General features: G+C 57.4%; 11 protein-coding genes. 4 read left to right on the top strand and 7 right to left on the bottom strand.

The window, feature by feature from the left end; all coding sequences use genetic code 11:
• The first annotated feature begins 76 nt into the window (after positions 1-76).
• Genes AC2FFD_RS00750 through AC2FFD_RS00735 form a run of 4 tightly spaced genes read left to right on the top strand, consistent with a single transcriptional unit; the run spans position 77 to position 3,237 of the window.
• Positions 77-874, top strand: coding sequence for an ABC transporter ATP-binding protein (locus AC2FFD_RS00750; RefSeq protein ID WP_170346004.1), 798 nt, complete (start codon positions 77-79; stop codon positions 872-874).
• 42 nt (positions 875-916) lie between these two features.
• Positions 917-1,681: a transporter substrate-binding domain-containing protein gene (locus AC2FFD_RS00745; protein WP_170346003.1), complete on the top strand. Its 765-nt coding sequence runs from the start codon at positions 917-919 to the stop codon at positions 1,679-1,681.
• 9 nt (positions 1,682-1,690) lie between these two features.
• Positions 1,691-2,443 (top strand): ABC transporter permease, encoded by a 753-nt coding sequence (locus tag AC2FFD_RS00740; protein ID WP_117872369.1) that lies wholly within the window; start codon positions 1,691-1,693, stop codon positions 2,441-2,443.
• Complete coding sequence (locus AC2FFD_RS00735) at positions 2,440-3,237, top strand: ABC transporter permease (RefSeq protein WP_170346002.1); 798 nt, start codon at positions 2,440-2,442, stop codon at positions 3,235-3,237. The genes AC2FFD_RS00740 and AC2FFD_RS00735 overlap by 4 nt, the downstream gene beginning before the upstream one ends.
• Before the next feature lie 298 nt (positions 3,238-3,535).
• On the opposite strand, the gene AC2FFD_RS00730 is transcribed toward AC2FFD_RS00735, so the two are convergent.
• The 7 genes from AC2FFD_RS00730 to AC2FFD_RS00700 all read right to left on the bottom strand — a co-directional run bounded on the left by AC2FFD_RS00730 (position 3,536) and on the right by AC2FFD_RS00700 (position 12,391).
• Positions 3,536-4,291, bottom strand: coding sequence for an ABC transporter ATP-binding protein (locus tag AC2FFD_RS00730; protein WP_170346001.1), 756 nt, complete (start codon positions 4,289-4,291; stop codon positions 3,536-3,538).
• A gap of 9 nt (positions 4,292-4,300) precedes the next feature.
• Positions 4,301-5,056: an ABC transporter ATP-binding protein gene (locus AC2FFD_RS00725; RefSeq protein ID WP_170346000.1), complete on the bottom strand. Its 756-nt coding sequence runs from the start codon at positions 5,054-5,056 to the stop codon at positions 4,301-4,303.
• 10 nt (positions 5,057-5,066) lie between these two features.
• Positions 5,067-6,272: a branched-chain amino acid ABC transporter permease gene (locus AC2FFD_RS00720; RefSeq protein ID WP_425078872.1), complete on the bottom strand. Its 1,206-nt coding sequence runs from the start codon at positions 6,270-6,272 to the stop codon at positions 5,067-5,069.
• 3 nt (positions 6,273-6,275) lie between these two features.
• A complete protein-coding gene (locus tag AC2FFD_RS00715; RefSeq protein WP_170345998.1) occupies positions 6,276-7,307 on the bottom strand; it encodes a branched-chain amino acid ABC transporter permease in 1,032 nt (343 codons plus the stop codon).
• Positions 7,308-7,412: 105 nt separating this feature from the next.
• On the bottom strand, positions 7,413-8,759 hold the full coding sequence (locus AC2FFD_RS00710) for a substrate-binding protein (protein WP_170345997.1): 1,347 nt from the start codon (positions 8,757-8,759) through the stop codon (positions 7,413-7,415).
• 579 nt (positions 8,760-9,338) lie between these two features.
• Positions 9,339-10,325 (bottom strand): zinc-dependent alcohol dehydrogenase family protein, encoded by a 987-nt coding sequence (locus AC2FFD_RS00705; RefSeq protein WP_496871429.1) that lies wholly within the window; start codon positions 10,323-10,325, stop codon positions 9,339-9,341.
• Positions 10,326-10,597: 272 nt separating this feature from the next.
• Positions 10,598-12,391: a PHA/PHB synthase family protein gene (locus AC2FFD_RS00700; protein WP_496871427.1), complete on the bottom strand. Its 1,794-nt coding sequence runs from the start codon at positions 12,389-12,391 to the stop codon at positions 10,598-10,600.
• Between the last annotated feature and the right edge of the window lie 186 nt (positions 12,392-12,577).

The following is a 12,577-nucleotide window of genomic DNA, read 5'->3' as shown; positions in this document are numbered from 1 at the left end:
GCATGGAGTTATTATACACTTGCATAATTGCGAGATTCGGGGCTTACTGCAAGCTGAAATCAGAAGATTCTTGGATATGGACACAGCCAAAGCAGTTTCACCCGCACCCGAAGCAACCACGCCCGACGAGGCGATCAAGGTTGAGGATCTGCACAAATCCTTTGGCACGCTGGAGGTTTTGAAAGGCGTATCCCTGACCGCAAACAAGGGGGATGTTGTTGCCATTATCGGGGGGTCAGGCTCTGGAAAATCCACCATGCTGCGCTGCATCAACTTTCTGGAAACGCCGAGTTCAGGAAAGATCAACATTGGCGGCGAACTGGTTGAAATGCACGCAGATGGCAGCCCTTCCAACCGCCGTCAGATCGAACGTATCCGCACACGGCTGGCCATGGTCTTCCAGCAGTTCAATCTGTGGACACACCGTACGCTTTTGGAGAACGTGATCGAAGTGCCCGTGCATGTCCTCAAGGTGCCGAAGGCAGAGGCGATCGCGCGGGCGCATGAACTGCTGAAGAGGGTGGGCCTCGGCGACAAGGCCGACACCTATCCGGCCTATCTTTCGGGTGGTCAGCAACAGCGCGCCGCCATCGCCCGGGCGCTTGCGGTCGATCCTTCGGTTATGCTTTTCGATGAACCCACGTCGGCGCTTGATCCCGAGCTTGTTGGCGAGGTTCTGACCGTGATCCGCGATCTTGCCGCCGAAGGGCGCACAATGCTGCTTGTCACCCATGAAATGAAATTTGCACGCGAAGTCGCAGACCACGTTGTCTATCTCTTCGAGGGCCGTATCGAAGAGCAGGGTCCGCCTGCCGAGGTCTTCGGCAACCCGAAATCAGAACGCTTGAAGCAGTTCCTCAGCTCGGTCGCCTGATCCGGAAAAACAACACATAATGAACCAAAAGGGAGTATCAAAATGAACATCAAGAAACTGCTCGCGTCCGGCCTTGCCGCCGCTGTCCTTTCGGCTGGTGTCGCCAGCGCCGAAGAGGTCAAGATCGGCATCGCGGCCGAACCTTATCCGCCCTTCGCGTCGCTGGACAGCTCAGGCAACTGGGTCGGCTGGGAGATCGATGTCATCAATGCGGTCTGCGCCGCTGCGGAACTTGACTGTGTCATCACACCGGTCGCCTGGGACGGTATCATCCCGTCGCTGACCGGACAGCAGATCGACGCCATCATGGCATCAATGTCGATCACCGAGGAGCGGCTGAAAACCATTGATTTCAGCGATCCTTACTACAACACACCTGCCGTCATCGTCGCGGACAAATCGATGGATATCGAAGCGACCCCCGAGTCGCTGGCCGGTAAGGTTGTCGGCGTTCAGGCTTCGACCATCCATCAGGCTTATGCACAGGAATACTTCAAGGATTCCGAGCTGAAAGTTTATCAGACTCAGGATGAGGCCAACCAGGACCTGTTCGCAGGCCGTATTGACGCCACACAGGCCGACAGTATTGCCATGGCGGACTTCGTGAACTCGGATGCCGGGGCATGCTGTGAAATCAAAGGCGCCGTCGCAGATGATCCGGCTATCCTGGGGCGAGGCGTTGGCGCCGGTGTTCGCAAGGGCGATGATGACCTGCTTGCAGCGCTGAACAAGGGCATCGCGGCAATTCTCGCCGATGGAACGCACGAGAAGATCACCTCGAACTATTTCTCGGCCAGCATCTACTAAGCGGCTGCTGTGACCGGACTGTTGGAATCGCTTGGATTGGCGCAGAGCGCAGAGCTACTGTCGCTGTCGCCACCGGGTTGGGGGGGCAATCTGCTGCGCGGATTGTCCCACTCATTGCAGATCGCTTTTGGTGCATATGCGCTCGGCCTCGTGATCGGATTGTTCGGAGCCTATGGCAAACTATACGGTGGGAAGGTCACGCGCGATCTTCTTGCCATTTACACGACCGTGATCCGGGCCGTGCCGGAACTGGTCCTGATCCTGATCCTGTATTACGTGGGATCTGACATCATCAACAAAATCTCCGCTGCAATGGGTGGAGGCCGGGTCGAGGTCAATGGCGTCGCCGCGGGCATTTGGGTTCTCGGCGTTGTTCAGGGCGCATATGCAACCGAGATTCTGCGCGGAGCCATTCAGGCGGTTCCACCCGGACAGATCGAGGCGGCCAAGTCCTACGGGATGCCCGCATTCATGACCATGCGGCGTGTCACGATCCCCGCCATGATGGGTTTTGCTGTACCCGGTCTGGCCAACTTGTGGCTGATTGCCACCAAGGACACTGCACTGCTCGCGGTCGTGGGGTTCAACGAACTGACACTGGAAACCCGGCAGGCCGCCAGCAGCACCCGGGCCTATTTTACCTTCTTTCTGGCAGCGGGTTTTCTCTACCTCATGGTCACTCTCTTTTCGGGTGGTATCTTCGCGCGGATCGAGAAATGGGCGCGTCGCGGTCAACCTTCTCTGAAAGGAGGTGGCAGATGATCGACCTCAGGTCCTTGATGCAACCCCATCGGATCGTGATGATGCTGATCTTTGCCGGGATCGTGATCTGGTGTGCCATGTCTTTGCGATGGGACTGGTTGCCAAAATACGCCCCGCTTGCCTTGCAGGGGATCTGGACCACGCTCTGGCTGCTTGTTGTCACCGTCGTTCTCGGATTTCTGCTGGCCGTACCACTCGGGTTGGCCCAGGCCGTTGGGCCCTGGTACCTTGCGGCCCCCGCCAAGGCGTTTTGCACCATCATTCGGGGCACACCCCTGCTTTTGCAGCTTTGGTTGCTGTATTATGGCCTCGGCTCATTGTTCCCTCAATTCCCATGGATACGATCGTCCGAGCTTTGGCCGTATCTGCGTCAGGCCTGGCCTTATGCGGTGCTGGCTTTGACGCTTTCTTATGCCGGCTATGAAGGTGAGGTGATGCGCGGAGCCTTCAAAGGCGTCGCCAAAGGTCAGCTGGAGGCGGCAAAGGCGTTTGGCATGCCAAGGCTGACGATGTTCCGCCGCATCTGGTTGCCGCAGGCAATTCGCAATGTCCTGCCGACCCTGGGCGGTGAAACCATTCTCCAGTTGAAGGCGACGCCCTTGGTTGCCACGATTACGGTGGTTGATATCTATGCCGTGTCATCCCGGGTGCGGTCCGACACGTTCATCATCTACGAGCCGCTCATCCTGCTGGCCGTATTCTACATTCTCGTTGCTGGTATTATTGCCCTGATGTTCCACTGGCTGGAAGTGAAGGTGCTGGGAACCGGAAGCCGCAATGGGTCTGCCGGATAATACCAGCCGGAAGTGAAGCGAGACCCACGGCCCCGCTCCGGACACCGGTTTCGTCGGCGCGTTTTCAGACCAATTGAAACCATGGGCACACGGTCAAGACGGTTGCCCGGAATGGCTTGGGGAAGGTTCGGCTTGCAGCCCTTGCGACGTAGGTACCGGCAACCCGGGACTGGTGCCTGGCCTTCTTATCCATTGCACAACGACCTGGAACACCGCGCCGCAATCGTCTGGTCGGCGCAGTGGCGGATGTCACGAACTGATCGTGCCCATTGGCTCTGTTTGCCAATCAGAACAACGCTCAGATCGCCAGATATTCCTCACGAAGACTGGTGTCCTCAAGCACTTCTTTTGCCGTTCCGTCGAACACGATGGTCCCGGTATCAAGGATGATCGCGCGGTCCGCCAGCTCCAAAGCGCGCACGGCGTTCTGTTCAACGATGATCGTTGTCATACCCTGCTGCTTGACGTGTATGAGGGTTTTTTCGATTTCGTCGACAATGACAGGCGCCAAACCTTCATAGGGCTCATCCAAAAGCAGCACTTTGATGTCCCTGGCAAGAGCCCTGGCGATCGACAGCATCTGCTGTTCGCCACCCGACAGTGTAATCCCTTCCTGCTTCCTGCGCTCTCCGAGACGCGGAAACAGCTCGTAAAGCCGTTCAAGGGACCATCCGATCGGAGGCGCAATCTGTGCGAGTTGCAGGTTTTCTTCGACTGTCAGGCCGGGAATGATGCGTCTGTCTTCCGGTACAAGACCAAGGCCAACTGCCGCCGCTTCATAGCTTGTCATGTTGTGCAGAGGCTTGTGGTCCAACCAGATTTCGCCATGTCTGACTTCTGGATCTCCAACTCTCGCGATCGAACGCAGCGTCGAGGTCTTGCCCGCGCCGTTGCGTCCAAGAAGGGCAAGAATCTCGCCTTCATGTACGTTGAAGCTGACGCCCTGCACGATGTAGCTTTCTCCATAGTAGGAGTGCATGTCCCAAACGGAAAGAAACGCAGGGGCGGTGCTGGCCAGATTGGCGTTTTTCGAAAAGTCAGGTTTCTCGTTCATAGCTTTTCCTTACGCAGCCTCGCCCAGATAGGCCTCGCGAACCTTTGGGTTTCCGCGGATGTTTTCAGGAGTATCTTCAACCAAAGGCGTGCCCTGGGCCAGAACAGTGATGCGTTCGGCAAGGCTGAAGACGACATGCATGTCATGCTCGATGATCGCGATGGTGATATCGCGTTCATCCTTGATCTGTTTCAGCAGGTCGATCGTGTTGTTGGTATCCGCCCTCGCCATCCCCGCCGTCGGTTCATCCAGCAGCAACAGCCGCGGATTCTGGCTGAGGCACATGCCGATCTCGAGCCGTCGCTTGTCGCCCCGCGACAGCGAGGCCGCGTGCATCTCACGCTTGTCGGCCATGTTCATCTCTTCCAGCATCGCTTCGGCCTGTTCGACAACAGCCTTTTCGTTGGCGATGGTTTCATAAGCATGCATCCGGAACGCCCCATCCCGCATGGCGAAGATCGGAATCAGCATGTTCTCCATCACCGTCAATTCACCAAAAATCTCTGGTGTCTGAAACACGCGGCTTATGCCCATCTGGTTGATCTGGAAGGGCTCAAGCCCCAAGACCGAGGCGTTGTCGAACAACACGGACCCGGTGTCTGGCATGAGCTTGCCGACCAGACAATTCAGCAAGGTCGATTTGCCCGCCCCATTGGGCCCGATGATTGCGTGAACCGAATTCTCCTCGACGCTGAGATTCACATCCGTGAGTGCCTTGAGGCCGCCGAAGCGCTTGCTGACGTCTTTGACTCTTAGAATTGCCATGGCTCGCCCCTTATTCCGCCGGTTCCGTTTTACCCGACGTCGCGTCGTCGGATTTTGATTTCTTGCGCTTGAGCCGGTTCAGCAAACGCTGACCACCTTCGACAAGACCACCCGGCAGGTAGATAACGACAAGCATGAAAAGAATGCCCAGCGTCAGATGCCAGCCCTTGCCGATGAACGGATGGATCACGAATACCACCGCGTCCTCCAGCCCGTCAGGCAGGAATGCAAACCAGCTGTGCAACACGTTGTCGTTGATCTTCGAGAAGATGTTTTCGAAATACTTGATGAAGCCCGCACCCAGCACCGGACCGATCAAGGTTCCCGTGCCGCCCAGGATCGTCATCAGAACGACCTCGCCCGATGCGGTCCACTGCATACGTTCGGCACCTGCCAGCGGGTCCATTGCGGCCATCAGCCCACCAGCCAGGCCGGCATACATGCCCGAGATGACAAATGCCGCCAGCGTGTACGGTTTCGAATTCAGGCCGGTATAGTTCATCCGCTGCTGGTTCGACTTCACCGCCCGCAGCATCATCCCGAAAGGTGAACGGAAGATTCGGATCGCCAGGTAGAAGACCACCATCATAATCACCGCGCACAGATAGTATCCCGCGTTGAAATCAAAGCTCCACGCGCCCACGTCCAGCGTGTAGGTTGCGCGCATCGGCAGCCCGAACAAATGCGGCAGATCCGGCGAATTCGCCCCTTGCAGTATCTGTGGATCATCCGCGTAAACCTGCAATCCCGTTTCCCCGTTCGTCAGGTTGAACTTGGGGTTCGACAGCACCGAATAGGCCAGCGCAAAGCTCATCTGCGCGAAGGCCAGCGTGAGGATCGAAAAATAGATGCCCGACCGGCGCAGGCTGACAAACCCGATCAGCAAAGAGAACACTCCGGCGACCACAACGCTGAGTGCGATAGCCGGGATGATGTTGTAGCTCAGCAGCTTGAACATCCATACGGCGGAATAGGATCCAACGCCCAGAAAGGCCGCGTGTCCGAATGACAGGTATCCGGTAAGGCCGAACAGGATGTTGAAGCCGATGGCAAAGATGCCAAAGATCACGAAACGTTGCATCAGGTCCGGATAGCCCGCGTTGAATTGCGCCATGGCGCTTCCTTCGGGGAACGGATTCAGGATGAAGGGCGCCAGCATCGTAAGGATGCCGACGATGATCAGCAGGCTGGTGTCTTTTTTGTTCAGTCCCAACATCGATTATTCCTCCATCACGCCTTTGCGTCCCATCAAACCGCGCGGGCGTGTGAGCAGCACAATAATGGCAACAAGGTAGATGATGATTTGGTTGATGCCCGGGATCGTCGTCGTGGCCCAGGTCGTAGAGGCGAAGCTTTCGAGAATGCCCAGCAGAAAGCCAGCCAGCACGGCGCCGGGAAGAGACCCCATGCCGCCAACGACAACCACAACGAAACTGAGGACCAGAAAATCCATCCCCATGTGATAGTTGGGCGGGTTGAGCGGCCCGTACATGACGCCCGCCAAACCGGCCACCGCAGCAGCAATACCGAACATGATCGTAAAGCGCCGGTCGATGTTGATCCCCAGCAAGCCCACAGTTTCGCGATCCGCCATGCCGGCGCGCACAACCATGCCGAAGGTGGTGAATTGCAGGAATGAGAAGACGGCACCGATTATGGCAACTGCAAAGCCAAAATAGACGAGGCGCCAGATCGGGTAGATGATCGCGTTGGGATCAAACCCGATCATTGTGCCAAGGTCGATAGAGCCACTCAGCGCGTCGGGCGGCGGGGTCTGGATGGGGTTGGCACCAAAGAAATACTTTACGATTTCCTGCAACACGATCGCCAGGCCGAACGTGACAAGGATCTGGTCCGCGTGGGGGCGTTTGTAGAAATGCTTGATAAGCCCGCGTTCCATCACATAGCCAACCGCCAGCATGATCGGGATCGCAAACAGGATTGCCAATGGAACGGACCAGTCGATGATCGTCGCCCCGAACTCCGGGCCGAACCATGCTTGGACATAAGGTGTTTCCACTTTCAGCGGGTTGCCAAGAAAGTCGGTTTGGCTCTCGTCGATGGTTACAAAGCTCAGGTTCATGAGCTTTTGCAAAGTGACGGCACAGAACGCGCCGATCATGAACAGGGCCCCGTGGGCAAAGTTCACAACGCCGAGCGTCCCGAAAATAAGCGTCAGCCCCAGCGCAATCAGCGCATAAGCCGACCCTTTGTCCAGACCGTTCAGAATTTGCAATAGGATGGCGTCCATTGGCCCACCTCAGGGTTAGTCAGTGTGAATTGAGTGGCACAACAGGATCAACCCTGCTGTAGATGTCTGGCCACCATTTTGGCGGCCAGACTTTGATACGAGGCTTTATGCGCCCGGGTTGCACTCACCCAATGCGCCACCGGCGAACATCGGATGCTCCGGATCGTATTCGACCTGCGCGCGTGGCGTGATCTCGACGATCTCCAGCGTGTCATAGGCGTTGGTCGGGTTCATGTTGCCACGCACGACCAGCACGTCCTTGAAGCACTGGTGATCCGCGCCGCGATACCAGGTCGGGCCGTTGCCCAGGCCGTCGAACTCGAAGTCTTCCAGCGCTTCCGCAACACCGCATGGGTTGAATGTACCGGCACGCTCACAAGCATCCGCATAAAGCAGAACCTGTGCATAGCAGGTCTGGGCCGAGTTGGACGGCGGCTTGCCGTATTTCTCGCCGAAGGACTTCACGAAAGCCTTGGTGCCTTCATCCTGCAACTGCCAGTTCCAGTTCATCGAACCCAGCACGCCCTTGATGTTCTCGCCCGCACCGGCGGCCATCAGTTCCGAATACAGCGGCACGACGATCTTGAAGTCCTTGCCGTTGGCGACCTTGTCGAGCAGGCCGAACTGAATCGCGTTGGTCAGCGAGTTCACCATGTTGCCGCCATAGTGGTTCAGAACCAGAACGTCCGCGCCCGAGTTCAGAACCGGAGTGATGTAGGACGAGAAGTCTGTTGACGCGAGTGGCGTTTTGACGGTGTTGACCGTTTCCCATCCCAGGGCTTCGGTCGAGGCGACGATCGACTCTTCCTGGGTCCAGCCCCAGTTGTAGTCAGCCGTCAGGTGATAGGCGCGGCGGTCATTGCCCATCTCGGCGGCCAGCACCGGCGCAAGCGCAGCGCCCGACATGTAGGCGTTGAAGAAATGGCGGAAACCATTGGCCTTCTTGTCCTTGCCGGTGGTGTCGTTGGCGTGGGTCAGACCTGCCATAAAGATCACACCTGCTTCTTGACACAGGCCCTGAACCGCAACGGCCACGCCCGAGGACGACCCGCCGTTGATCATGATCGCACCGTCTTTTTCGATCATCGACTTTGCTGATGCACGCGCGGCGTCCGACTTGGTCTGGGTGTCACCGGTGACGAACTCGACCTTCTTGCCGAGGATGCCATTACCCTTCAGCGCCTTCGACGTGAAGGTGTTCAGGCAACCGCCGTCACCCTCTCCGTTCAGGTGTTCCACCGCCAGCTGTTGCGCCAGCAGCTCGTCATTTCCCTCTTCCGCATACGGCCCGGTCTGGGGAACGTTGAAGCCCAGGGTCACGGACCCTCCGGTTGGTTCGTTGGTGTAAGCGGCAGCCGACGAAGCCGTGAAGATCGTAGGCAGGGCCAGACCGGTGCCTGCAACGGCACCAGACTTCAACACGCCGCGGCGTGTGACAGATTTGTTGGTCATTCATTCCTCCCATTTCCCTTTCTCTCGTCGTCTGGCTCCTCTTCCAGCAGACGAAAGCGCACTTATGTGCATTTCAATAATGGAAACGCGGTGGAAAATTTCACAACAAATTACTGGATTTGAAACAAAATTTTGTAAACGTCTTGACGAAACCCAAGATCATCTGAAAAGCTTTCTGGCCTATAACAATTTAAATACATATTTTTCATATATTTAAATGTAAATATAAACGACGCAATTGCCAGACATGGCAGCAATGTTCGTTCACTGCTGCGCCAAAAGACGATCTCCCATGCAAAGCCAGCCTTTTCAACACGTTGAATGGAAACAAGCTCTCTGCCCCTCCCTCATCTGACGGTCCAGTTTGATTGTTGTTGGCGCAAGATCGTCCACGGGGCGGCCGGTATTATTGTGTCCGGCGCGGGTGGGCGGCATCCCAGCGCAATGAGCAGTCTTTCATGTTCCGGTGTTTCGTCCATTCCACGATCAGGATCCGTCTGCCCGAGCCGCCCCCCGGATTTCGGACACTGACGTCAGCTGTGACTTGCCGAGCCGGCGCGCGGCGCGACCGACCTTTGGTCAGGGAACCAAAACCGCTGCCCCTTGCAATCGCCCGGCGCTCAGATCCGCGAGGGCTGTGTTGGCGTCCTTCAGTGAATATCTTTGTGTCCGTGTCTGGATACCTGCGGCTTGGGCCATTGCAAAAAACTCCTCACCATCCTGACGCGTCAGGTTTGCGACAGACAGGATTTGACGTTCCCCCCAAAGATCGCTGTAGGGAAAGGATGGAATGTCGCTCATGTGAATTCCGCCGCAAACCACCCGGCCGCCCTTGCGGACAGCTTGCAGCGCTTTGGGCACAAGGGCACCGACAGGTGCAAATATGATTGCAGCATCCAGTTCCACCGGTGGTCGTTCGTCGGACCCACCAGACCAAACCGCGCCAAGATCACGCGCAAACTTCTGCGCCTCGATATCCCCGGGCCGGGTCAGCGCATATACTTTCCGGCCCTGCCAGACGGCCAGTTGTGCAAGGATATGCGCGGCGGCTCCGAATCCATAAAAGCCGATATGCTTGGCATCCTGCGCCATTCGCAGACAGCGAAATCCGATAAGTCCGGCACATAACAACGGTGCCAGTGCAACCGGATCGGCAACCTCTGGCAGGGCAAAGACATACCGTGCATCCGCAAGGCAGGCTTCGGCAAACCCTCCGTTTCGCGTGTATCCCGTGAACACCGGCGCGTCACACAGGTTTTCCTGCGCGCGGTGGCAATAAGGACATCGACCACAAGTGGACCCAAGCCACGACACGCCCACGCGCTGACCGGTTTCCAGCCCTGTTACAGCATCTCCCTTTCGCAGGACCCGTCCCACGATTTCGTGGCCCGGAACCAGTGGAAGTTCAGGATGTTCGAGGTCACCATCGACGATGTGCAGATCCGTGCGACAAACACCACAAGCCTCGATCTGGATCTGGATATCATGATCGCCCGGCGCCGGAAGTTCGATGTCTTCCAGTCTCAGCGCACGGCCGGCCTCGTTCAAAACCATTGCGCGTGTCATGGTCCAACTCTCCAGATGTGTCCGCCCGTGGTCATCTGTGTATTGCCTCTTTTCGTTGCCAATTGCGGGCTCGGCCTTCGACAAAGCCGCAAATTTGGCACAGGGTTCCGACGACCTGCACGATAACACAACGGCGCCGCAGCAAGGCTTGATCCATCGCAAAGTCCCGGATCCAACCGAGCGACCAAAACCTCGGTTGCACCCGAAGGACTTGTTCGGGTGTCCAAGTGTGATTGACCAGGCAATGAGGGGTCAGACCTTCGCCACCGGTTTCAGGTCTGATCAATGTAGCTGCCCGGCGCTTTGGGCAGGTTTTCGGCCCCTCTTCGTTTTCCGCCCATCGGCGGCGGCGCAGTTTCGCCCGATGAACGGTCTTTGATCCAATCCACCATCGCAGGCCACCAGGAACCTTGCTTTTCCTTGGCCGACTCAAACCACTCATCCGGCGAGGTATACAGCGCGTCTGCCGGCCTGTGGCCCAACCGATAGTGGCGGTGCTTGTGCCCCGGTTCGCTCAGGATACCGCCATTGTGACCGCCGTTGGTCAGCACGAAGGTGAGGTCTCCGTCGGTAAACAGCCGGATTTTGTACACTGATCGCCACGGAGCAATGTGGTCGGATTCCGTTCCGACCACAAACATGGGAACGCGAATGTCCTTGAGCGCGACGACCCGCCCTTCGACGGAAAAGCGCCCAGCGCTCAGCCGGTTTTCCAGGAACAGACCGCGCAAATATTCGGAATGCATTCGCGCCGGCATTCGGGTCGTGTCATTGTTCCAGACGGTCAGATCCGTAGGCAGGTCGTCTTCGCCCAGAAAATAGCGGCGCACAGCCCGGGCATAGATCAGATCTTCGGCGCGGATTGTCGTGAAAGTTCGCGTCATCTGAGGGCGGTCAAGATAGCCCTGCAACCACATCAGATCTTCGACAAAAGCGACCTGACTGTCATCGATAAACAGCAAAAGCTCACCGGCTTCGGCAAAATCAACCTGCGCCGCCATCAGCGTAACGCTTGCAAGCCGGTCATCACCATCGCGTTGCATCACCGCAGCTGCAATCGCCAGAAGTGTGCCCCCCAGGCAATAACCATTGGCGTGGATCTTTTTACCCGGAACGATTTTCTCGATGGCCTCGATCGCGGCCATGACACCGTTCAGGCGATAATCCTCAAGGCTGAGATCAGCCTGATCAGCCGTGGGATTGACCCAGGAAATCATGAAAACGGTAAAGCCCTGCTCGACCAGATACCGCACCATGGAATTTTCCGGAGAAAGGTCGAGCACATAGTATTTCATGATCCAGGCAGGCACGAAAAGGATCGGTTCCGCCTGCACGCGCTTGGTGCGCGGTGTGTATTGAATCAGCTCGAACAGCGCGTTGCGATAAACGACCCTGCCGGGGGTCGCGGCAATGTCTTTACCGATTTCATAACCCTGAGGGGCAGGTTCGTGCTGTTGCGTTATGGTATGGGCAACATCCTCAAGAAAGTGGGCGGCGCCCTCCATCAAATTGCGACCGCCGGTCTGGAACGTGCGATTGATGATTTCCGGGTTCGACCACGGGAAGTTCGAAGGAGAGACAAGATCAAGTGCCTGGCGAACCTGAAATTGCGCCCGTTCGGCGTCACGGGGGGCGATGCCCGGCATTTCGTCCGTTGCGGCCTGCCACCAATCCTGTGCGCTCAGAAAAGCCTGCTGCCAAAGGGAAAATGGCGCCTTTTGCCAGCCGGGCGCATTGAAACGGTGATCCTGCTTGCGTGGTTGAAAAGGTGGAGCGGCCCTCGCACCGGTCGCCATCTCGCTGGCATAGACCCAGAGTTTGGCCGTATCGCGTGCTGCGCGCTCTGTCAGTTCAAGCTGGCGACCGGGGGAACGACCCAGGTGCAGGGCCCAATCCATCCAGGTGGCCATTATCGAATGCGGGGAAACACCGGCTGTGGCACGGGCAAGGGCCGCGCGCGTCGCGCGGTCAAGTTTCTCATAGGGGTGTGGCGGGGCATTCTTGCCGGTATCTGCCGCGCAAACCCCGGCCTCGGCAGACAGCTTGTCAGGTGAGAGTTTGGTCATCTGGGTTCTCCGATCCGGGCAGAGTGCTAAAACGCTGCAAACCTAAGCCTATGTGCCCACCAAGCCCCGAGGCGACCAGTCAACCGCCCGTTTTCTGATTGGACGTACCTGTTTACACACCGGACCAGGCGAGGCGTCCTGAAATGGCCGCGAGCGCTTGGGATCCCGTGTTGCCAGGCACCGTTC

The organism is Ruegeria sp. YTSC002, assembly GCF_059609845.1.
The sequence above is the reverse complement of the archived record's forward strand: the minus strand, read 5'-3'. Positions and strand labels throughout refer to the sequence as shown.